This is a genomic window from Synechococcus sp. M16CYN (genome assembly GCF_040371545.1).
Taxonomy (GTDB): Bacteria; Cyanobacteriota; Cyanobacteriia; order PCC-6307; family Cyanobiaceae; genus Parasynechococcus.
Genome location: NZ_AP029048.1, coordinates 179,924 through 202,364 on the forward strand (window position 1 = coordinate 179,924; position 22,441 = coordinate 202,364).

Below are 22,441 nucleotides of genomic sequence, written 5' to 3' on the forward strand. Positions count from 1 at the left end.
AAACTATCAAATGCCATAAGGTTAAAATCCGTTTGCCTACTTAAGCATCATAAAATTTCTTTAGATTTTCAGGAAATAAGTTAATGCATTAAATATCTACACTTTTCTATTCTAACATTGCTTTGAACTTCTTGGGCAATAACTATCTAAATAGCAGATTTATTATCTTCTAACTATTTAGCTTTTCTAACAGAATTTCTGTAACTAGATGACTATAAAACTGCCCTATTGTGAGATACAACACCTCATTATTATTAATACCTTAAAATAAGCAAATGCTTTTGATTTTTTGATGAAATAGTCTGAATTCTTATAACTTATTCATTTAAGCTGATTTTTTAGATCAGCTATATCTTTGACTATTTGACTTTCATTAGTTTTACTATTATTCAATTTCAAGTCGATGAATTCCAGTGATTTATCTCTTCCTGAAATCACTTCTAAATCAAGTTATTTACATTACTATTGACAACCTTAGTGTATTTAATCTCATCCGTTTTCATCAAACTATTTGATATTTATCAATCAATTCTCCTTATTATATTATGTTCATCTATATCTCGTTAAATAGTAAGGCATCTATTTAGTATTGATTTGAATGATTTTTAATCCACCGGGTGGTCTAAATGAACGCTGGCATTATTTATATGACTTCTGAGTAAAATAGAGCTAATCACTTAGAATTGCTAAAAAATTTGCTTTCAACATGCTTGGACTAAAATGATTAATACATCACAAAACTTTATTAAAAGAGCCATTACTTATCGATACACTCACCTTTGCAGCCTCTCTCCCTACCTTATTTTTTGATCATGCTAACTGCTAGCAAAATAAAATTTGACTCATCATATCGATTTAGCATAGGTTTCCAATAATTTCTATGTTCTCTAGATTACAGTTAGATAAGGAAGGATGTGATCTATAGTAATAGCATTACTTAAGAACGAATGTTTCTAGACGTATATCTAGTTGAGAAATGAACCAACGCGACTCTGGCTCCTCCTCAAATACCCGCTCCAAACTGCTGTTATGAATATTATTGTCAGTATTTTAGCATCAGAAACACTGATGCTGTTTTTGTATTCAGCCTTAATCCAGCCAATTACTGCTGATATTTCCTCAACGTCTATACAAACTCTTGTTCGATTAGCATTACTCTATCTCTACTTGGCTTGGTATTTAATCCACCACTTGATAGCTTTCATGGCATCCTAATTCAAACTTTTGGTGATTACTAGATCACGGTTATCCAATCAAACATAATGCCGAGCTAAATCAATTAGCTCTGTTTTGCGTAAGTTCATATTTAGCAATAGGGGAAACGGAAACAGTGCTTAGGTCTGGTATTGTGCTAGATCAGCCAGCGTCTATTTGATATTTTCTCTATTAAGAAACTATTCTTGGATACTCCTGACGAGCATCTTAATTACTATAGTGGCTAACGCTTAACCCTTCTCGATGGTTAAATCAATTAGATGCTACTTGAAAACTGCAATTTGTGTAGACTCCGTTAACCCCTCATGCCACATCTAGTTTACAAAAGATTTAACCTCAACTGTTGTTTAGATAATTACCCACAATGCTGCGCCACTTGATGGATACGAATGATTTTATGCTGATAAATGCCTTTAATCACCTGATTAAAGGCATTTATCAGCTCTGGATTTCTGTTTTCCCACTAGCAACTGGTACCTCGACAAGCTCTACCCAAACTGCTCTTGTTTTACGACTGTTTTAAATCCTCTCTAGAAATAGTTAAGGCTTTTACTCTAGCAACGAAATCTAGGAGATATGTTAAGTAGAGCGGCGGCTAGACCGAGGTAAGCCCCGCTGAAAGAAAGGTGGGAGGACTTGAGACTTCACACCAGAAGGCGATCGTTGACCTAATGCACGCTGTTGACGCTGCAACCTAAAGAGTTCTTCATCGGGCCAGTCGTCAAATGACAATGACGTTGATGGTGCCAGTAGGACCGAGGAATCCGATTTTCGTCGTTGAGATCGACGAGAGATGGCCTGGAGCGGGCGTTTCGCTCTGCTAAGTGGTCGCGGCGAAGCCTCTTGCCAAGGTTCACGCCAACCGTCCTCTTCTTCTAATAGCCAATCAACCTTGCCCCCAACCCACCGGCCAAAAGAGTCGAGATTCAATCTCGGGCGTCGTTGCCCTGGACGCCGACCGGCAAATCCATCGATTAATTGACGGCCTGTCCCTAACCAGCGATGCAAAAAACGATCTCTAAGATCATGGGGTCGTTCTGGACGGTATCGTTCGTATCGTTCCTCCATTTGAAGAGGCTCTGTTTTAGAATAAAATTAGGAATACTAGCTAGGTATGACGGCTCCACAGAGCTAGGATAATGACCAAAGAGCTTAGACACCGAAGTCCCCACAGTAGGTGTTTAATTGCGACAAAAGCAGTGACTGATCACATCGCGAGTGCGATGGCAGCAAGGGGACCGTTGTTTGCACAATATTGAGTCCGGTTGTCCGGGATGTAGATGGAACGCTGCGGCCTTGCGTATCGTCATCATAATAAATCCGCCTAAGCTACAGACCGTAACGATTCCGATATTGATCGACTTTGCCGTTACAATTCTTACTCGGCGAAAACCGGATGGTACTCAATTCATCCGTTGTGCTCTTCACCCCAACGTAACTATACGTTACAGACTAAACCTATGTACGGCGTTATGAACGATTCGCCTAATGAAGCAGTGACAGTAAGGACCGCAAGAGCTCACGAGAAAGGTAAATTCACGGCGCCCTATGGCGGTCAGGCAGACTCGTCCATGCTCTGAAAGCTGGTGATGGCGCTCAGTCTAGTTCGCGACATTGGTGTTAAGGCTCTACTTGCAGGCGGTGGCGCCTTACTACTTTTCTGGATCTATACCGCGGTGAAGCTAGTGCTTAGTGCTCGCGGCATTAACCCGCTCATCAAACAGTTTTTCACTCAAGTGGCTGCCGGCCGCATTGACGCGGCCTATTTACTCACCACCAAAACCTACCGCCAACACGTAACACGCCAACAATTCATCCGTTTCCTGGCTGATCTAAAACTGAACAAGTTTAGAAACCTCAAATCGGGACGTCCCCGTATCCAAGAAGGTGACTTGACCCTTGTGGTGAAGCTTAAGGCAGAAAACAGCAGCAACGAACTACCGCTCGATTTCACCTTCACCAAGGTTGACGACAATTGGCGCATTGCCCGCATCAACCGGGTCAATGCTTAATCAGAGCAAACGGGCTGCGGAACTGCGCAGCCTGCTCAACCAGGCCGCTCACGCGTACTACGTTCTCGATGCTCCGACTATGGAGAATACAGTCTATGACTGCCTGTACCGAGAACTGCTGAACCTTGAACAAAATGATTCAAGTCTGCTAAGCCCAGATAGCCCTACGCAACGAGTGGGGGGGTCTCCAGCCGAGAGATTCACAAGTGTCAAGCACCGGATTGGGCTACTCAGCCTCGATAATGCCTTCAACTATGACGACCTTAAAGCGTGGAATCAAAGATTGTTGCGTGCGCTTAATCTTCCCCTGGGCAGTCCCTTAGAGGTGGTAAGCGAGTTAAAAATCGACGGCAACGCCCTCGCTCTCAGCTATCGCCAAGGGGTAATTGAACGAGCAGCGACCCGAGGAGATGGTCAGCAAGGCGAGGAGATCACCGCTAATGTATGTACGATTAGTTCGATCCCCCTGCGCCTTCAAATCGACCAGCCACCAGATTGGGTCGAGGTGCGTGGCGAAGCGTTTATCCCAGATGCTGCTTTCACCGCGATCAATGCAGAGCGCGAAGCCCGTGGTGAAGCTCTGTTTGCAAACCCCCGCAACGCCTGCGCCGGTACCCTGCGCCAACTCGACCCAAAGGTGGTTTCAGCACGTCGGCTAGATTTCTTTGCATACACTTTGCACCTGCCTTCCTCCCAGAGACTAGCGAGCCAATGGGAGGCTCTAAACTGGCTCGAGCGAGCCGGCTTCCGCGTAAATCCCAATCGAGCACTTTGTCCGGACCTTATGAGCATCAACAGCTTTTCGGTCCAATGGGAACAGAAACGTCATGTGCTTCCCTATGCCACCGACGGCGTGGTGGCGAAGCTGAATAGTTTAGCGCTTCAGGATAAGGCAGGTTGCACCCAGAAATCACCACGCTGGGCCATTGCTCTAAAATTCCCGGCACAGGAAGTTCCGAGTCGCCTGCTTCGAATAGCCGTACAAGTTGGCCGAACTGGCGTTATTACCCCTGTCGCTGAATTTGAACCAGTCAACCTCGCTGGTACCAACGTCAGCCGCGCCACTCTTCATAACGCTAACCGACTAGCTGAGCTCGACCTGCACATTAATGACACAGTTGTAGTTCGCAAAGCTGGGGAAATCATTCCCGAAGTCGTGACTGTCCTTGCGAAGTTGCGCCCTCCCAATGCTGAGATTGCCTGCCTTCCCAATAGCTGCCCGGAATGCGGGTCACTTCTGGTCCGGGGAAAAAATGAGGCGGCGACGCGATGTGTCAATAATAGCTGCCCAGCAATTTTACGGGGTGCCCTAATCCACTGGGTGAGTAAAAGCGCACTTGATGTTGATGGACTTGGTATCAAACTGATCGAACAACTCGTGTACCAAGGACTAGCTCATTCCGTTGCTGATTTGTATCGACTCAACAGCACCCTTCTATCCGGCTTAGAGCACATAGGGAAAAGGTCCGCCATTAATCTCATCAAGGCTCTAGAGAAATCAAAACAACAGCCCTGGCATCGGCAGCTCTATGGACTTGGAATCCACCACATTGGTGAGGTGAATGCCAAAGTCCTGGCTGCAGAATTCCCTAGCATTGAGGAACTCCAAACAGCGGCGATTACTGATCCAGAACGTATTTTAAACCTGCGCGGCATCGGCAGCGAAATTAGTGAGGATCTTCGCCAATGGCTCAAAAATCCAAACAATCAAAGGCTTCTCAATGAGCTTAAAAGTGTCGGATTGACACTGCGAGTGACAGATAAGGAAAAAATAAACGACCTTAACCATTCTATAAGTAATGGTCCGCTGCTATCTAAAACATTTGCCATTACAGGCACCCTGCCGAGCCTTAGTCGCAGTGCAGCCAAAGAACTAATCCAAGCAGCAGGCGGAAAAGTATCTAGCTCTATCAACAAAACAACCAACTACCTCGTGGCGGGCAAGGAAGCCGGAAAAAAACTCTCAAAGGCTAAAAACCTTGGGATCACAGTTCTGGATGAAGCATCACTGCAGGATCTTCTTAACAAGCCACACTCAATAAATGAACATCCTGATTTATGAACCAGATGCTTACCCACCCATCCCAATCTTTCAACAACGCACAGATCACTTCATCTAAGCTTGCCTTAGTTCTTATGTTAATCTGCTTAGCAGCGACTAGTTACTCATTCAAGTCTAGTGAAACCACAACCAAACATGTTAATCAAATCTTAATGAATATGTGAACGATTTAACCAGGTGATGGGTTTCAATCAGATTCAAAAATGGACATAGCCAACAAAAGGATTGGTTACAGCATCGAGCGGTTTGTATTCACATCGGGAATACTCTCAACTCAGATTTCACTATGAAATTAACGGCGTCACTGAAACCATGGTTCAGCTCAAGATACATCATTGGATCAAAACCGACTGCGGTCGTGCCAAACTGGCTGAACTTCAGCGACGCCGAGGCGCCGGTGCTCGATTTCACCTGATTTGGTTTATCCTGATTGCGTCAGCTAGGGATTGGTCTCTTCCCAGTCCGAATCGCTTCCCCTAACGGGTTAGTTAGAGATCAACCTCCTCGTTAATTAATGCTTTCTGAGCCGCTCGACCCACAAGCCAGACTGCTGTTACTGTGGCCATTACCCCCACAATTCTGAAAGTCCACGCCCACGCTGACACTTCTGGGGCCAGCATCTCGCTAGGGCTGGTTCTTCCTCCTGTCAAGGCGCCTAAAGTGCAAAACATCACCGTGCTAGGTAAAATTGCTACTAAGCTCAGGTTGTAGTCACGTAGGCTGACATTACTAAGGCCATAAGCTAGGTTTAGCAAAGAGAAGGAAAATGCTGGCGACAATCGCGTTAGCACGACGAGCCTGAGTCCTTCGCTACTTACCGCTTTTTCGACAGCTTGTAACTTGGGAAAATGCTTCAAACGTTCATTTGCCCAACCTTTCAACCAACAGCGACTTAAAAAGAAGGAGGCCTCAGCCCCTAAGCAGGCGCCGATAAACACAATTAGACTACCCCACCAGGTGCCATAAAGCACTCCCGCAAGTATAGAGGCCCAGACCCCTGGTAGGAGTAGTGTTACCCACAAGGCGTAGAGTGGAATGAATATGGCCACTCCTAAGGGAGAATGTAGAAACGGTAAGGCTGCGTCAAGCCAATGGGACCAATCAAGCATCTCAGCTGGAAGCAGAAGTGTAATGGCGCAAAGCAAACAGCCAGAACGCTCGCGTTGAAAGGAAAAAGATACAAGCTAGGGCCAAACTTAGTAGCAGCATCGGTGTTGCTACAACGCGACCGAGTAGCACCTCCGCTGGCACCGTGGTAAGAAAAGCCACCGGCAGCACAAACGTAAACAGCAAACGTAGTGAAACCGGATACGCACTAATTGGGTAACGCCCAGACGCCAAGAGCGTCCTTAGAACTTCAGTAGCATTCCACATTTTTACAAACCAAATGCTGGTGGCCGCAACTAAAAACCAAATTGAGTACAGTATTGTCGTGCCAGATAACAGCATCAGGACTACAGTTAGCAACTCCTGTACCGACGCTTCTGCGCCTGACTGGAGTCCGCCCCAGCCGACTAATAACAAGCCTAAGGCAATTTCAGGAAACCCGCTAAGTGCCATCAAACGGAGAGATAGCCACAGCTGGCTATCAACTGGCTTCAATAAAACAAAATCTAGTGTACCTTCCCTTACATAAGTGACAATTGAACCGAGGTTGGGACGTAACCAGGCGTTTGCTATACCATCAAGGGTTGTGTAGAAACCCTGCACCACCAGTGCTTCGGACCAATTCCAACCGCCTAGAGAATACCCAGGTCCAAAAAACAGCGACAACGTAAACAAGCTGCCCCCAAGGCTCAGGGCAATCGCCACAAGCTCAATCAACAGATTAACCTGATATTCTGCTTGCATCGCTAAAGCTGTACCCCAGAAACAAATTAGCGTTTGCCAATAACGCCTCATTACGCCCCCATCGCGCTGTAGCGGCGCACACCAGCCCGCCAAAGGCATAACGCCAACGGTAGGAGTAGTGTAATCCAAATCAGCTGAGCACAAAATCCGGCCATCCAATCCACTGGTCGCTGAGCCAAAACACGCGCTGGAAAGTCGATCAGATAGGGGAATGGCGTCCACCGCGCTACTGCTTGCATTGCAGGGGGGAAAGCGGTCAATGGCGTTAATAAGCCTGATAGAAACACAAACGGAATAAACAACAGCCGCTCTAGAGCACTAGCTTTCTCGCTCCAGAAACAAAGTGCCGCAATCAGGCTCTGCAGCAGAAAAGCAATTGCAAAAGCCATCCATGTTGCCAACCAGGCGAGAAGAAGTGTTCCTGGTCCAGGCAGCCATAATACTTTTGGCTGAATTAATAAGAACAACGCAGCAATTGCTGCCGCAAATGGTAATCTAGTGAACTGCTCACTAAGATGAGCTGCCACATAACGCCAAAGCGGATGTAAGGGTTGCAAAAGATAGGGCGATAAGCGTCCTAATAAGACATCCTCTTCAAAGGCGTAAACCACCCAAACAACGGAAAACTGGCGTACCAAAAAAGCACTGAGAAAATATCGATCTAGGGCTACGTCATTCATATCAAGTGTGGTGCGGATGCCACTGCTACTCCAAACGCTGAGCATGATCAATGGCAATACACCAGATAGCGACCACAACGCAATCTCAGCGCGATACTCGAGCATGTGAGCATACTGTGATCCCAGTATTGCCGCTACAATTCGACAGTTGAGGCCAAACAAACGCATTACAGCTTCCCTTGGCGGAACAGTTTGCCAATTAAGGTTTCAATCGGCGGATCGTGGACCTCCAGATCAAGAACGGGGAGGCGTTCCAGCAATGCAGCCACCACCGTGGTGAGCTGCGTTCTAGGCACCCGCAGGTGAACAACAGCCCCCTGTAGGCTTTCCACCAAGCCCAAGCCGGCGAACGCATCAGCTGAAACAGGAGACTCCAGCTCGAGCCGCACCTCTCGATCCGGGGAAAGCGCAAGAATTAACTGATCAAGAGGGCCATCATGAAATAAACAGCCCTGGTGGATCATTAACACCCTAGGGCACAGCGCGGTGATATCAGCCATGTAGTGACTGGTCAGCAGCACCGTAGCACCAGTCCTCCGATTGTACTCAGACAGGAACTGACGTATGCGGGCCTGTGCATTTACATCTAAACCCAATGTCGGTTCATCCAAGAACAACACCTCAGGCTTATGCAATAAGGCGGCTAAAAGTTCCGCCTTCATACGTTGACCTAAGGATAGCTTGCGCATCGGACGGGTAAGCTCCTCCCCAAGCTCCAGCAAGTCGGCCAGATCATCAATGCGACGTTTAGCGACATGGTCATTGATTCCGTACACCGCGGCATTGACATATAATGAATCCAGTGGTGGTAAATCCCATATCAACTGCTGTTTCTGGCCCATCACCAAAGTGATACGTTGCAAGAAATCTCGATGACGACACTGCGGCTTGTGTCCAGCTACCCTCGCCCAGCCAGCGCTGGGGTGTATTAAACCGCAAAGCATTTTCAGTAAAGTGGTTTTTCCGGCACCATTGGCACCCAAAAAACCCACCATTTCACCCGGTTCAACCCGAAATGAAACATCGTGAACCGCCACAATATTTCGATACCTTCGTCGAAAGAGATGGCCAAGAGTTCCTGCTAGACCAGGTTGCTTATCAGCCACTCGATAGATTTTGCTGAGCCCTTCTACCTCGATCACAATAGAATCGCCTCTGTCATCGCTGTATCGATGCAACTGACGCTAAGGGAAGCCGACGTAAGACCAACTTTCTAAGCTGACAACTGCACAGTTGGGCCAGAACCCCGGACGTCTACACCGCCTCTTTGCTTAAACCAAATCAGCCAGTCGTTTACGCGCGAGTGCGGCTTGGGTTTCTGCTTCCGCCAGGTTGGCCTGACATTGCGCCACCACCGCCGGCGGAGCCTTATCAACGAAGTTTGGATTGCCGAGGCGTTCAGCGAGATTGTTGATTTCTCTCTCAGCCTTGACAAGGTCCTTGTCCAAACGTCCTTTTAGCACCTCAAGATTCACCAGCCCTTCAACTGGAAGCAGCACTTGTAATTCACCGCTCACTGATGCCAGGACTTTGGCGACCGGCATTGCTTCAGCCTCCGCAGGCGTCATCAATACAACAGATTCAGCTCGGGTCAAGGCGATGATATCGGCAATGCCCTGCCTTAAAATGCTCGTCAGGTCAGCGCGTTCGGTAACAAAACGCACTGGTACGGATTGAGACGGCTTGAGCCCAGCGATGGCCCGCAAATTACGCACCACGCGAATTGCAGTAATTAACTCTTCAAACGCCCCCTCAAGAGCATCATCAAGCGATGCGTTATCAACCACTGGCCAAGGCTGCAATGCGAGCAAATTGGTCTCAGACTCCGCCGTGATGCTGTGCCAAAGCTCTTCTGTTAGGTGGGGCATCAGCGGATGTAGCATCAGGTTTATCTGGCTAATCAACTTGGCCAGCACTTGCTTAGCGGTGCGCTGATCAGCCAAGGCTACAGCACTAGGGTTTTTTCCTGGGTTTAAGCGACGCTTACTCAGCTCAAGGTACCAATCGCAGACATCGTTCCAGGCAAACTCATACAAACCCTTCGCTGCCTCACCAAGGCTATAATGGTCGTAGCGTAACGAAGTTTCTCGGTTAACTCGTGCCAAGCGCGATAAGATCCAGCGATCAGCCCGCTGCAGCGCTGAGGGGTCCGGGTCGCCTAGTTGCGCCGGTGTATCACCTCCCAAGCTCATTAAGGCGAATCGGGTAGCGTTCCAAAGTTTGTTGGCAAAATTCCGAGAGGCTGCTAGAGTGAGAGAAGATTTCTTTTTGCGATCATAATCGAGACGAATGTCTTGACCGGTACCAGCAACCTCGCGTACGAGAGCAAAACGAACAGCATCAGTGCCATAGCGCTCGGTCAGTAGCAGTGGGTCGATACCGTTGCCAAGACTCTTACTCATCTTGCGGTTCTGCTCATCCCGTACCAGTCCGTGAACGTACACATCCTTGAAAGGCATCTTGCCGGTAAAGGCACCGGCCATCATTGTCATTCGAGCCACCCAAAAAAAGATAATGTCAAATCCCGTCACCAAAGTACTGGTGGGATACCAGCGCTTAAAGTCAGGAGCGTCAGTATCAGGCCAGCCGAGCGTTGAGAACGGCCAAAGCCCACTAGAAAACCAAGTATCGAGCACATCTTCGTCTTGTTTGACACGTGCCTCGGCGCCAAACCGTACTTTGGCCTCTGCTAATGCGTCCGTCTCATTTCTTGCCACAATATATGGCGTACTGTCAGTGTGTCGAAAGTCAGTTTCGCTTATTACAAACCAAGCGGGAATGCGATGACCCCACCACAATTGGCGACTGATGCACCAGTCACGGATATCGGTGAGCCAGTCGCTATAAACTTTGTTCCAGCGTTTTGGTACGAAGTGAGGACCTTGCTGATCGAAAACTTCTCTGCAACGGGCGGCTAGAGGCTCGATTTTGATGAACCACTGGGTAGAAAGCAAGGGTTCTACTGGGACCTTGCCTCGTTCGGAGTAGGGTACGCTGTGGCGATAATTCTCCACCTTCACCAATAACCCTTCTGCCTCTAGCTCTGCTACAACGGCACTGCGGGCCTCGAAGCGGTCCAATCCTTCAAATCGGCCGGCAGCCGAACTCATTGTGCCGTCCTTGCATATCGCTGTGACCTGCGGCAATCCATGTCGCTGACCAATCACAAAGTCATTGGGGTCGTGAGCCGGTGTCACTTTGACGCAGCCAGTTCCAAATTCTTTCTCAACGTGGTCATCAGAAACGATTGGGATCTGACGCCCGGTAAACGGCAAGTTAAGCGTAGCACCAACAAGGTGAGCAAAGCGCTCATCAGTGGGGTTCACTGCTACCGCCGTGTCGCCGAACATTGTTTCTGGCCGGGTGGTCGCTACCTCAAGATACCCTTCACCATTGCTAAGTGGATAACGAAAATGCCAAAGGTGACCATCCACTTCTTTCATCTCCACCTCTAAATCACTTACAGCCGAACCAGAAGCCGGGCACCAGTTAACTAAGTATTCACCGCGGTAAATGAGACCTTGTTCGTGCAAGCGCACGAAAGCTTCCTTCACCGCTTCACTCAGCCCCTCATCAAGGGTAAAGCGCTGGCGCTGCCAGTCGACCGAAGACCCTAGACGGCGCAATTGACTAACTATACGTTCACCGTTTTCAGCCTTCCAGCGCCAGGCCAGTTCAAGAAATGCTTCACGACCAATATCATGACGGGTCTTGCCTTCTTTTTTTAACTGCTTCTCGAGAATACTCTGAACCGCAATTGATGCATGGTCGGTGCCAGGAAGACAGAGAACATTTTTGCCGACTAAACGTTGATAGCGAACTATCGTGTCAATTAATACGGTATTAAAGGCGTGGCCTATATGGAGGCTGCCAGTGACATTCGGCGGCGGAATCACCACAGCAAACGGTTCGCCCTTTCCGGTTGGGTCTGGATGAAATGCCCCATACTTTTCCCAAACCTGTTGCCATCGGGCTTCTATGCCTACCGGGTCATACGTCTTAGCTAGTTCGGACACAACTAACGGCGCAATATTTCGACCATGCTCGCAAAGAATCAGCACACCTAAACAAAATAACCAAGACTGAATTAAAGAGTCTTAGCCTAAATACAGACAACTTAGATAAAAAGACTAATAATGCTCACCAATATTCCAATGTTGTCTGGATACAACGATAATACTAGGCTAAGCCTGCTATTACAATACAGACTATGCTAAACTCCATAGATTAATGCAAGCAATAACTAGTCAAATCAAGAGTATTCGACATTTTATTTAAACTGTGTCTTTCTCTATTGTTACAGAATACCTACATTCATTGAGTCGAAAACAAGTAATATTAATTTTAAAGCAAGCTTAAATCATTCTAGGCAATAAATCGGATCAGGTTGATTCAAATTTTACAAAAAGTTGATTAATTTCTTTATAAAAGCTGACACTTCCAATCTCTTAACTCCAACAGTCATAAAAGATAGATAATTAACAGAAAGATTAGTAAATAAATTTATCCAACTATTGTACTAAAATAAAAATTGCACTAACAGGCGATTGCTAATTTTGGAAGAGAGAAAAGCCTTTAGCAGTAATAATAGTTTCATAATAACCTGACAACTTAATAGATACACTTCGAGGTAAATATAAGTTTTCGATAATTTTGACTAAATTCTAACTAAAATAATATTTTTACTACTTTAATACCAGACTATTCTTTAACAACTTGCGTTGATTTAGACGGTAATGATTAGTTTACTTTGATTTTCACTAGCTCATTCGTGATAAGAGCAAGAAAGCTGTGCAGGAGGAGATATGAATCACTCATCTTGTGCAATTGACCCAACGTTAATCCTATTAGCAGAATTGTGTATCCACTTCATCAACATTGTTACGATGCAATAACATGTAATACAGCTAGCCTCACCACATCATTGCCAATGATGTTAGTAGTGTGCACTACCCAATGCTTCTTCTCTCTTGAGCTGTGGTTTAGTCATAATCTTGCAGAATTAAGAATATAATTTACAAATATAACTGTATATTTTAAGTTCTAAATCCATGGTCAAGTTAGATTCTTGCTAAAGAAATCGGAGCTCATAATCTAACAAGGCGACTCACCACTTGCAAATCTAAAGTCTTTGGTTTTCCGTTTGAAAACTGCGGCGTATTCGTCTCGTTACTGCAGAGTCCTTGGCTTTTGCGCAGCATCTCCGGTCTGCTTTGACCACCACAGGGGGTAAAATTAAGGGAGAATTAGATCAAAAGCTTTGGTCAAATATTAACAGTTCAGGACTGCTGCAAGTCGTTATGATACGACCAAATAAACTCGGCAATGGCGAAATTGAACAACATGGTTTGCACACAGGCCAGTGGTATCCGCAAAATTCATGGTTTTCATTCTTTCCTATAGGACGCCAGACTGGTAAAACCGGTTGCTCATACCATGGCCTTGGATCTCAACGATCCCGAACTCGAGTTCTCCAACCTGGTCTACGCCTATCAGAGCTGGGTAATGGCCATGATCAACGATGAAAAGCTTGAGGGCGACGACAAGCTGCTCACTGATGACATCACAGAAGATGCGCTCAATGCGATGCGCTTCTTGTCGGGAGAAGTGACCAGCGCTATCGAAACCAGCCTCGCTCGCGTTTACGACGTGGATCCCGACGAGTTAGCTGAGCTGCTTTTCCCCGAAGAATGACCGCATATGGGATGGACAATCAACGACATTCCCTGTCAAGAGGGCCGACTTGCTCTAGTCACCGGTGCCAACATCGGCCTCGGTCTCGAGACCACCCGCTCTCTAGCTCAAAAAGGAGCAACGGTTATTATGGCTTGTCGAAACCGTAAGAAGGGCGAAGCTGCTCGCCGTCAATTGCTTACCGAAGGCCTTAGTGGTCTGGATTTACTTGAACTGGATTTGGCTGATCTGGATTCCGTTGGTCGTGCTGCCGCTTCCCTAAACGAGCAATATGGCCATCTTAATTTGCTGGTTAACAATGCTGGCATTATGGCACCACCGCGCCAGTTGAGTGCCCAGGGTTATGAGTTGCAGTTTGCCGTGAATCATTTAGGCCATATGGCTTTAACTCAGCGCTTGTTGCCACTGATGGCATCACAAGCGGACGCTCGCGTAGTGACTGTCACATCAGGTGCGCAGTACTTTGGACGGATTCGATGGGATGACTTGAACTGGACCAAGCGCTACGACCGTTATGGAGCCTATGGGCAAAGCAAGCTAGCCAATGTGATGTTTGCATTGGAATTGCAAAGCCGTCTGCAAAGCAAGAACAGTTCAGTGCAATCTTTTGCGGCCCATCCAGGCATCGCACGAACCAACCTCCAGCCAGCGGCCTTGGCCAGCGGTGGTAACCACTGGGAGGCCTTAGTCTATCGACTGATGGATCCGCTGTTCCAAAGCTCTAGTATGGGTGTTTTACCACAGCTCTACGCTGCCACTGCCCCGAACGCGCAGGGTGGTGAACATTATGGACCAGCTCAGCTAGGAGGCCTGCGCGGCTCACCTACCCAATGCCGTATTGCACCAGCTGCTTTGGATCCACAACAACGTCAGCGACTATGGATATTGAGTGAGAAACTCATCAATACCCATACCTAGGCTCTTCAATTCATTTGGATCTACTGGTTCCGCATACGATGAAGGAATTGTCCCTGCCGTAACACTGTTGACTCGAGTTATTTTTTGATTGCTCGCGTTAGATTATTTTCATTACGGCAACTATTTTAAGGAGTAGCGTCTCTATCCCTGAACAGCAAACAACGCGACAAGTCTAACTGTCGTTTAACTTCCCAAATTGAAAACAACCATTATTGCAGATGAAACGCCGATCCCTCAAGCAGTGGCTGCTGCCAAATCGTAGCAATAGCAGTGGGTTGGACTGAATGCTAACTGCACGCTATAGCTTCTAGGCAGCATGGCGCTGCTCTTGCTGAGCCTCAGCAGTCGCTAATTAGTGGCAGCGTAACGACATGGCTGATTCATCTCACTCCATAAATGCCCGTCAGAAATTGCTATTGCAAGCACTGCAAGCCAGCCATGACGAAATGAGCGGCCAACAGTTGCATCGCAGCCTAGACGCCAAAAATGCTATGGGACTAGCAACCGTCTATCGCAACCTGCGCCAATTACATCAACGTGGCCTGGTGCGCTGCCGTCATTTGCCTAGCGGTGAGGCTCTCTACGCACCTGTAGAACGGGACCGTCACCATCTCACCTGTGTGGATTGCGGCCTAACCCAAGCTTTGGAACACTGCCCAATTCGAGATATTGCAGTCCCGAAAGACAGTCAAGGCGACTTCGATCTTCTATTTCACACACTTGAATTTTTTGGTCTTTGTAGTGCCTGCCGCACTCGGCAAAATCCCTCATCATGACCTTGGCCGCAACCCATTTTTAAAGTTAACTTATGGTTATTTGAACTTTATGATTACGGATGTTGATAGATCCCTGGCTGTGAGGAATTCTAGACTTTCCTTCAGCCCCTTGCCTACTGAAGAGGGAACCTCCTCAGCAGTGATCTGTACCGTGTGGAGATCTTGACTTATTGTTGCTAACCCCAAGGTCTTACCGCTGATCGTATCCATCATCCTGCCACATCGGGATTACTACCCTGTGATCTACGGTTAATTGGTTCACTTGCCGCAACTAAAGTAATCAAACAATTAGAACTTCAGATCGTACAAGCCCTAAAACCAGGCAAGTGCATGACCTACTTAAGGATCAGCCGTACCCACGACAACTGATGCCCCTGTAACGATGGTAGGCAGCAACGATTACCTGCTTGAACACTCCTCAGGGAGTCTTTATTTGAAACCTAACGGCTTTCTGAATCCTGAATTAGCTCCTAAAGCCTTATTAGGTGCCGTTGTCATGCCAGCGGTGGATCTTGGGCTGCCTATCTCAAGAACATTATTAAGGGCTATAGAATGGTGCTTCAGGTGATAGGATGGTATCCTGCCCTTCCGCTGTGCTAGTTAGCATCTCATACGGCAATAGTGCTCTGAATTAAGTACCTGACCATGTAAGGGTTGTTTGCCAGCACCGGCGCTAAGCTACTGGAAGATGACCGCTGGATGGATTCCAATTCTGTTGGACAGGTTCATTGCTAGGAGCTAAAAGAAAAAGGGACCACAAAGGTCTCGAGCTTCATTTATAATTCTTTACATAATTCTTGTCATCATGAAGCAATCTCAAATTAGTGACACATGGCTCCAAGGTGTTGCAGCCCGTAAAATCCATATGGAGCAACTCAAGAGCGTTGAACTTTTCAATGGTCGTGCCGCTATGATCGGCATTCTAATTGGCATAATTATCGAAGGATTAACTGGTGCTGGCATTGCTCACCAAATTGGTCTTGGAGCTCTGATCGATGGCTATACCTCATGCCACACCCAGTATTTGCCATTCTGTTTTTGAATTAGCCATACCTTCAGATTCTAATTAGATGCTAATCGAGAGGTTAGAACAAGTAACAGCTGTTGTGGTAACTGCCGGCTTAGTTGCCGGCAACCTTCTCCTATTTACACCCTTTAGAAAAGGTTATGACTCTCAGGAATACCACAATCAACCGATTCATTCCCGATCCGTCGAACCATCGCAGACTACTACTACACCTTCACAATAAAAAGAAAAGTATGCAAATCAAAGATATATCCGACGAATAGTCCTATTAATCCCTAGATCGCTACTGTATAGTACACGGTATAACATAGTACTGTACCTGGTAAACTTTACTCAGTTGCTTTGCTCATTCGTTTATGTATCTAGCGGTGGTTGTCAAGGTTTTAATTAATAGTCTGCACTAGCTGACTAAAGCAACTTATAAAGAGCTAAGCTGGTACTTAATAACCAATTATCAAGATTTTGTAAATAATTTCGATTATAACAAGAATATTTGACCTTTTAGTTAGACTTTGGATGTAATCGCTAAATGAACTAGGATTACACATATTGCAACCAAACCAAATTTCTAGTGCATTAATAAATGCTGAAGACTATAAATAAATTTAATGAAATTTTAAACTATATCTACCAACTCAACGTCATTGATCAGCACTAATACTGTGACAAAGAAGCCGTCTCCCTCAAATAGAGGAGACGGCCCAATTGCCTGATTTGTCTATGTCGCCGATTAGTCTGTTTAATGCAGCCAAACCTGTGAAGCCCGAGGCTATTCGAGCAAAAGCTGGCTATAGAAAACGAAAGAAGTGACCGACCGACGGCAGACCTTGGGGTCAGGTGTGAAACCTTCCTCTCCCACAAGGGCACCTGCAGCGACGTAGGGGAGAAGCGATTGGATTGACGCGCACTTAATGTCGCACCAAACGCGAGCTCACGGTTGAACTGAAAGCTGGAGCAGGGGCCGAACAGCTCAGGCTACTTCTAATAATTGCTCAGGTGGAGTTTCGGCTATCACAAGCACCTCCTATCTCTATAGGCTTTATTCTCGTCGACCAGGGCATATTAAGCAATCAGCTCTTTTACTCATTTAGCATTTCATTGCTAAAAATTAATTGATTTACCCACCTTGGAAGTGATTTATCCACTGATTTTTACTGTTTCCAGAATTTTGGGGAATAATCGACCATAGTGAAATTTATAGATTCTGGATATTAATCAATGCATCCTTATACAACCAAAGAGGCTTTGCTCTAGGCGCTATCAGTGGCCAGCGTACCTATTATGAAGTTATGGCAAACGCGTCACACAAAGCCAAGTTTTAACTCCGCAGTACACTCAATTGTAGAGCTCTGACCTAGTTAGTCCATAGCCAACAATCGCCTTCGGAGAACGTCAAGGAAGTTACTGGCAAGGTAGCCAGGTATCAGCATCTATTAAATCATATTAAACGAACATTAAAAACTTGTTATCTAGTAACGTGGGAAGGCCATTTTTACTGAGTAGCTTTCTGTGTCAAAGACAGTAAAAGGCTTGGGTTTGCTGTGGGAATCAAGGAGAGCCGGACACAGCTAGTCCGAATACGTGAGGATCGCAGTCAACCGTAGCTTTTCAACTTTCATAAAATTATGCGTAGCTATGCAAAACCGCGTTTTGCAAATTGTTCACTCTGTCGAAACGGCCGCAAAAAGCAACTATGAGACTTCTCTTGATTTTCTGGGTTTAACTGCGAGGAATTAGGCTTTCCCGTATGACGAAAGCAGACACTAACAGACAAGCATCGAGACTTAGTTGGTTTTTGCCTAATCCCAACCGATAAGCTCACGCAGAAGGTTATGCCGCTGATGCCAGATGACTTCGAGTGGCTGTGAAGCGGGGATGCCCGAAGATAAGAGACATGAAGCGGTTGCGGCTGACAATGGCGGCAGCGTAATGTTTCAGATTAAGGAAAGGGGAATTCGGAGGAAAGCGGCTACGCCTAGGTTGAAGGAGATTTTAAGAGGGATACTGCAGTAACCGAAAAGCAGCCAATAGAAGAGCACTTACAAAAAATCAGAGTAGCCTTTTTTCAAATTCTGCAAAGATACAAACTCTGATAAGAATTGGTTAAACTTAATCTCGGATCAAGGCGGTATAGAATTAGCCACGGCTTGGGCGTAGAAGTCTCATAAATATTCTGCTCGACCTCTAGGGCAGGGGCTTGTATGGGACACAACGTCAAAACGCGTCTAAAGCATTAATTCAATTCAGCTAGGCGGATTAAAAGAGCCGGTTGAGGCGGGCTACAAATACAATGAAGCCCTGTAATACGCTTGAAATAGCTAGGACAACAAAGCTTTCAAAGTGATTACCATGCTTTGCGATTCTTATCTTCTGGAGTGACATGCTTTAGACAAATCACATGCAATCACTGCAGCCGGCCTTCGGGTTAAGAGTCGTTAATTGGAATGATCATGCTTTTGCTCGACCGTGAGCACGACATTGCTCGCCAAGCTCCACGAGGGTACAGGTTGACTCACTAGCGACGTTGTGTAGATTGTGTTCCCGCTTCATAACCTCAATAACGTTGTTTATAAGCTCCTAAATTTGTGCAGCGACTTTGTTCTTCTTCCCGTTAGTAAGCATCGCTTAACCCGGATGTTGACCCAAGGATGCCAACAAAAGGCGAGACCTCACACTCGCCCCACCCGTCTGCGTCTCTCTGAGACGTGACATACGGGGAATTTCGCATCTGCAGAGGGAAAAGCTAGCCAGTACGGGTAGGCTTTGCTTCCGCGGTCGCTGTTGAGCCCCACTCCAGTCATCCAATCGAGCTAGCAAAGGCCACCACCGCTCCAATGATCTTCTATTTCATCGCCTGACTGGTAGCCAATTACAAGCGTCTAGACCGAATAGTTCAGAGGCTTCTACTGTAGCCGATCAGCCAGTGAAAACCACTGGCGCAACCAGCTTTTAGACATACCCAACACTAAGACTATACCGAAAGACGGGCTCCCCTGCCGAAGCAGAAAATCGATTATCTAGCAAGGGACTTGGCGGAATGGGCGATACTGGGATCGAACCAGTGACAATCTCCTTGTAAGGGAGGTGCTCTACCGCTGAGCTAATCGCCCCCAAATTCATCCTGCCCGACTGAATACAACCAACTCAGGTAAAACCAGCCTAGCTATCCATCAACTCTATCAGCCTAAAACCGCGCGCGCAGCTATGCTGCAAATCTTTAGATATTCTTATCTGGCTTTGGTCTGATTCGAGCAACCGACTCAAATCTAAGTCTGACTGCTATTGCAACATTCAATACTTGCAGGTTACAAGTTTCGTTAATTCTGGTCACAGGCACATTGCTGCATTCAATTTTACTGGGACTCTGGCCAGTTTCTCTAATGAATTTGCTGATGACCAATCTTCTTGGCTTTATGGTCCATGACTTAAGACTGGTTTTTAACCAACGCCGTCGCTATCCTAAACAAGTTTGTTGTCTGGGGTCTTAATTCGATGCAGTAATCGAGATGGCTTAAAAACTTTAAAAAGTGACGAAATACAAACCTAAATCAGGTAATTCTACTTCTAATTTAACTTAAAATGAGCGGCTAGCAACATTTCATCTCAGGCAGCAATCCGTTGACCAACAGGTGATGCAGCAGCAGCAGCAACAAGAGAATAAAAGTAACTCTATGATCCCCCTATGTTTTTCTCTAACGCCAATGCTATTCAATATAATAGTCAAGATGGTGGCGCACCTGAAGAATTCTACACCCATATATAGTTAAAAATATCTTTTTTTCAAACTTATAATGGAAACAATTTAGCTGGCCATAACAATTGTGAGATATTTTAATTTTTTATAAAAAGAGTAAATAAATTAATTTCAAGTCTAAACATTCTTGTTATTAACTGTAAATTTAATAAATAAATTGTCGATAGTGGTTATTTAAAAGGTCATTAAGTTGCTTTTTATTCACAACGATCTCATACTTTCTAACAACAGAGCGCTGTAAATTACAATCATAGCCAAGTAGAACGTAGCACTTGCAATGTTCAGTGCCAAATTTTTAGGATTCCAAACTGAAGCAGGTAAAGCGCACAGCAGCGCGGATGGCTGGATCGATGAATACCATCAAGGCGTTCGTTACGGGCTCGCTGGTAAGGTGATAGCAGAAGACACCAGCCCATTTCAGCACATCACGGTGATTCGCAGCGAGCGCTATGGGCGAGGGCTCTTGCTCGATGGCTGCTGGATGACGGCAGAAGGACAAGAGCGCTACTACCACGAACCATTGGTTCATCCAGCCCTTTGTGGGGCAGTAAATGTGGAACGAGTATTAGTGGTCGGTGGCGGCGATGGTGGCACAGCGCGCGAATGCCTACGCCATCAAGATGTTAAACATCTGGACTTAGTGGAAATCGATGGTCGTGTTGTGGAATTAAGCCGCGAGCACCTCTCGAGCATTGGCAGCTTTGCCTGGAGCGATCCTCGCCTCCACCTTACAGTGAACGACGGAGTCCTATGGGTAGCTAATGCTCCAGCGGACAGCTACGACGTGGTGCTCGTGGATGGTTCAGATGCCGCAGGACCAGCAGAAGGATTGTTTAGTAAGCAATTCCTCGAGCATTGCCGCCGAATTCTCAGACCTGGAGGCATCTTCGCCACCCAAAGCGAGTCGCCGGAAGCCTTTCGGGCTGTTCACTGCGCCGTGGTGAACCTGTTGAGGGATATTTTTGACCACGCTGATCCTTTGTATGGCTGGGTGCCAATTTACCCAAGTGGTTGGTGGAGCTGGACATTCGCCGCTATGGAGAGTCCTAGATACCGAGAACCCAATGCCCAACGATCCAAAGCCATTGCTGATGCTTGCGACGTGTGGAGTCCCGGTTGGCAACGAGGAGCCTTTGCTGCTGTTCCAGCATTCATTGCAAGGCAACTGGACCAATGACCAAACTATTCAACACCGACGGGACTATTTACATGGGGTCTCAACGTGACCCCAAAGGTTGCTCTGTTGGCTTGTTCGGTGTGCCTTACGACGGTACGGCCTCGTTCCGCCCCGGTACCCGGTTCGGCCCGGCCGCTATTCGAGAAGTCAGCAACGGAATCGAGACATATTGTCCACAGCTCGATCGAGATCTCGATGATTTTTGCTTCGCAGACCTTGGGTCTGTGAATATCTCGTTTGGAGCCCCAGAACCCGTCATAGATACAGTTAAGCAGGCCACCGAAACAGTTCTTGATTTGGGTCTCAAACCCTTGATGCTGGGTGGTGAGCACTCAATCAGCTCCGGAGCCGTCGCGGCTATAGCGAGACGGCACCCAGATTTGGTGCTAATCCAATTAGATGCCCACGCTGATTTGCGCCATGAGTGGCTTGGCTCTCGTTACAGCCATGCATGTGCCATGCGCCGTTGCCTGGAAATCTTGCCCAGTGGCAACCTCTTTCAACTCGCCATCCGCAGTGGCACAAGAAAAGAATTTGAAGAGTTGCGAAGTAGCGGTCGCTTCACACGGACTGCAGAAGATCTGCGCCAGAGGCTTGCCCCCTTCCACGGCAATCCGATCTACATCACTGTCGATTTGGACTGGTTCGACCCAGCTATAGCCCCGGGGACTGGGACTCCAGAACCGGGCGGTTGTTTTTGGTCTGATTTCGCAGACTGCGTTAGTCGACTCCGAGGGCATCGGTTAGTAGGAGCAGACGTGGTTGAACTTGCGCCTCATCTGGACAGCAGCGGTGTCAGTGCCCTGTTGGCTGCAAAAGTGACACGTAGTTTGCTAATGCTACTTGGAGCTAACAATTTAGCGGATACAATCGGAGCTTAGCACGCTGCTGTCTCAGATGCGTGAGCTTATTCGCAAGAAATAGACTGTTAAGCGCAGAAAGTATCAAATTAGCGTGAGAATTTGATAAAGCGACTTACCAGAACCGCCACCAGTTCTACAAGTCTTCCCTAGCTACACGCATAAATGCACCATAGGCCTCCCTGGTGGAACACAAATAGACCTGTTGGCATCATATGAATCCATGAACTATTAAGTGTTTTACCGTTTACTAACGATATCCAATGACTTTAACTTTACTACGGAAGTTGATAGGTAATAGGGTCCCAGCAACCAGCTCTAAAAACAATATCTTGCAATTTAGAGCAGAGACTGATACAGAGATACAAACACCAACTCAGAATCTGCAAGTACTTACGAAATCGCTTTAGTCAGC

21 protein-coding genes and 1 tRNA gene are annotated in these 22,441 nt (G+C 46.7%); 13 read left to right on the top strand and 9 right to left on the bottom strand.

The genetic code is table 11. The features are described 5' to 3' along the window. Window positions 1-1,794: 1,794 nt before the first annotated feature. Window positions 1,795-2,283, bottom strand: a complete 489-nt coding sequence (locus ABWV55_RS00820) for a hypothetical protein (RefSeq protein WP_353291886.1) — start codon at window positions 2,281-2,283, stop codon at window positions 1,795-1,797. A 150-nt stretch (window positions 2,284-2,433) separates the two neighbouring features. Between ABWV55_RS00820 and ABWV55_RS00825 the strand changes: the two genes are divergently transcribed. The 4 genes from ABWV55_RS00825 to ABWV55_RS00840 all read left to right on the top strand — a co-directional run bounded on the left by ABWV55_RS00825 (window position 2,434) and on the right by ABWV55_RS00840 (window position 5,769). Next, window positions 2,434-2,691, top strand: coding sequence for a hypothetical protein (locus tag ABWV55_RS00825; RefSeq protein ID WP_353291887.1), 258 nt, complete (start codon window positions 2,434-2,436; stop codon window positions 2,689-2,691). 113 nt (window positions 2,692-2,804) lie between these two features. Next, entirely contained in the window at window positions 2,805-3,227 is a 423-nt protein-coding gene (locus tag ABWV55_RS00830; RefSeq protein ID WP_353291888.1) for a hypothetical protein, read from the top strand. Next, entirely contained in the window at window positions 3,220-5,289 is a 2,070-nt protein-coding gene (gene ligA, locus ABWV55_RS00835; RefSeq protein WP_353292778.1) for an NAD-dependent DNA ligase LigA, read from the top strand. Before ABWV55_RS00830 ends, ligA begins: the two co-directional genes overlap by 8 nt. A gap of 225 nt (window positions 5,290-5,514) precedes the next feature. Further along, window positions 5,515-5,769 carry a hypothetical protein gene (locus ABWV55_RS00840; protein WP_353291889.1) on the top strand — a complete coding sequence of 85 codons (255 nt, stop codon included), beginning with the start codon at window positions 5,515-5,517 and terminating at the stop codon, window positions 5,767-5,769. Between the two features lie 8 nt (window positions 5,770-5,777). On the opposite strand, the gene ABWV55_RS00845 is transcribed toward ABWV55_RS00840, so the two are convergent. The 5 genes from ABWV55_RS00845 to ABWV55_RS00865 all read right to left on the bottom strand — a co-directional run bounded on the left by ABWV55_RS00845 (window position 5,778) and on the right by ABWV55_RS00865 (window position 11,836). Then, entirely contained in the window at window positions 5,778-6,398 is a 621-nt protein-coding gene (locus tag ABWV55_RS00845) for a TVP38/TMEM64 family protein (RefSeq protein WP_353291890.1), read from the bottom strand. 1 nt (window position 6,399) lies between these two features. After that, complete coding sequence (locus tag ABWV55_RS00850) at window positions 6,400-7,191, bottom strand: ABC-2 family transporter protein (RefSeq protein ID WP_353292779.1); 792 nt, start codon at window positions 7,189-7,191, stop codon at window positions 6,400-6,402. Then, window positions 7,191-7,988, bottom strand: coding sequence for an ABC-2 family transporter protein (locus ABWV55_RS00855; RefSeq protein ID WP_353291891.1), 798 nt, complete (start codon window positions 7,986-7,988; stop codon window positions 7,191-7,193). The genes ABWV55_RS00850 and ABWV55_RS00855 overlap by 1 nt, the downstream gene beginning before the upstream one ends. Next, the gene (locus ABWV55_RS00860; protein WP_353292780.1) at window positions 7,988-8,962 is read right to left on the bottom strand and encodes an ATP-binding cassette domain-containing protein; all 975 of its coding nucleotides are present in this window, start codon (window positions 8,960-8,962) and stop codon (window positions 7,988-7,990) included. Before ABWV55_RS00860 ends, ABWV55_RS00855 begins: the two co-directional genes overlap by 1 nt. Before the next feature lie 129 nt (window positions 8,963-9,091). Further along, window positions 9,092-11,836 carry a valine--tRNA ligase gene (locus ABWV55_RS00865; RefSeq protein ID WP_353292781.1) on the bottom strand — a complete coding sequence of 915 codons (2,745 nt, stop codon included), beginning with the start codon at window positions 11,834-11,836 and terminating at the stop codon, window positions 9,092-9,094. A 1,167-nt stretch (window positions 11,837-13,003) separates the two neighbouring features. Here ABWV55_RS00865 and ABWV55_RS00870 point away from each other — a divergent pair. The 4 genes from ABWV55_RS00870 to ABWV55_RS00885 all read left to right on the top strand — a co-directional run bounded on the left by ABWV55_RS00870 (window position 13,004) and on the right by ABWV55_RS00885 (window position 15,208). Next, window positions 13,004-13,345 carry a hypothetical protein gene (locus ABWV55_RS00870; protein WP_353292813.1) on the top strand — a complete coding sequence of 114 codons (342 nt, stop codon included), beginning with the start codon at window positions 13,004-13,006 and terminating at the stop codon, window positions 13,343-13,345. Beyond that, window positions 13,257-13,514: a hypothetical protein gene (locus tag ABWV55_RS00875; protein WP_353291892.1), complete on the top strand. Its 258-nt coding sequence runs from the start codon at window positions 13,257-13,259 to the stop codon at window positions 13,512-13,514. The genes ABWV55_RS00870 and ABWV55_RS00875 overlap by 89 nt, the downstream gene beginning before the upstream one ends. A gap of 6 nt (window positions 13,515-13,520) precedes the next feature. Further along, the gene (locus tag ABWV55_RS00880; RefSeq protein ID WP_353291893.1) at window positions 13,521-14,432 is read left to right on the top strand and encodes an oxidoreductase; all 912 of its coding nucleotides are present in this window, start codon (window positions 13,521-13,523) and stop codon (window positions 14,430-14,432) included. Window positions 14,433-14,803: 371 nt separating this feature from the next. Then, complete coding sequence (locus ABWV55_RS00885; RefSeq protein ID WP_353291894.1) at window positions 14,804-15,208, top strand: transcriptional repressor; 405 nt, start codon at window positions 14,804-14,806, stop codon at window positions 15,206-15,208. 36 nt (window positions 15,209-15,244) lie between these two features. Here the strand turns inward: ABWV55_RS00885 and ABWV55_RS00890 are convergent, their stop codons facing one another. After that, on the bottom strand, window positions 15,245-15,421 hold the full coding sequence (locus ABWV55_RS00890; protein WP_353291895.1) for a hypothetical protein: 177 nt from the start codon (window positions 15,419-15,421) through the stop codon (window positions 15,245-15,247). 592 nt (window positions 15,422-16,013) lie between these two features. On the opposite strand from ABWV55_RS00890, the gene ABWV55_RS00895 reads away from it, so the two are divergent. The 3 genes from ABWV55_RS00895 (at window position 16,014) to ABWV55_RS00905 (ending at window position 18,248) form a co-directional block, all read left to right on the top strand. Next, complete coding sequence (locus ABWV55_RS00895; protein ID WP_353291896.1) at window positions 16,014-16,250, top strand: high light inducible protein; 237 nt, start codon at window positions 16,014-16,016, stop codon at window positions 16,248-16,250. 28 nt (window positions 16,251-16,278) lie between these two features. After that, on the top strand, window positions 16,279-16,458 hold the full coding sequence (locus tag ABWV55_RS00900; RefSeq protein ID WP_353291897.1) for a hypothetical protein: 180 nt from the start codon (window positions 16,279-16,281) through the stop codon (window positions 16,456-16,458). A 1,625-nt stretch (window positions 16,459-18,083) separates the two neighbouring features. Then, window positions 18,084-18,248, top strand: a complete 165-nt coding sequence (locus tag ABWV55_RS00905) for a hypothetical protein (protein ID WP_353291898.1) — start codon at window positions 18,084-18,086, stop codon at window positions 18,246-18,248. Window positions 18,249-18,860: 612 nt separating this feature from the next. Here ABWV55_RS00905 and ABWV55_RS00910 read toward each other — a convergent pair. Further along, a complete protein-coding gene (locus tag ABWV55_RS00910; protein ID WP_353291899.1) occupies window positions 18,861-19,070 on the bottom strand; it encodes a hypothetical protein in 210 nt (69 codons plus the stop codon). 203 nt (window positions 19,071-19,273) lie between these two features. Then, window positions 19,274-19,345 (bottom strand) — tRNA-Val (locus ABWV55_RS00915). A gap of 921 nt (window positions 19,346-20,266) precedes the next feature. Here ABWV55_RS00915 and speE point away from each other — a divergent pair. Continuing rightward, window positions 20,267-21,166 (top strand): polyamine aminopropyltransferase, encoded by a 900-nt coding sequence (gene speE, locus ABWV55_RS00920; protein ID WP_353291900.1) that lies wholly within the window; start codon window positions 20,267-20,269, stop codon window positions 21,164-21,166. Continuing rightward, the gene (speB, locus tag ABWV55_RS00925) at window positions 21,163-22,047 is read left to right on the top strand and encodes an agmatinase (RefSeq protein ID WP_353291901.1); all 885 of its coding nucleotides are present in this window, start codon (window positions 21,163-21,165) and stop codon (window positions 22,045-22,047) included. The genes speE and speB overlap by 4 nt, the downstream gene beginning before the upstream one ends. Window positions 22,048-22,441 lie beyond the last annotated feature (394 nt).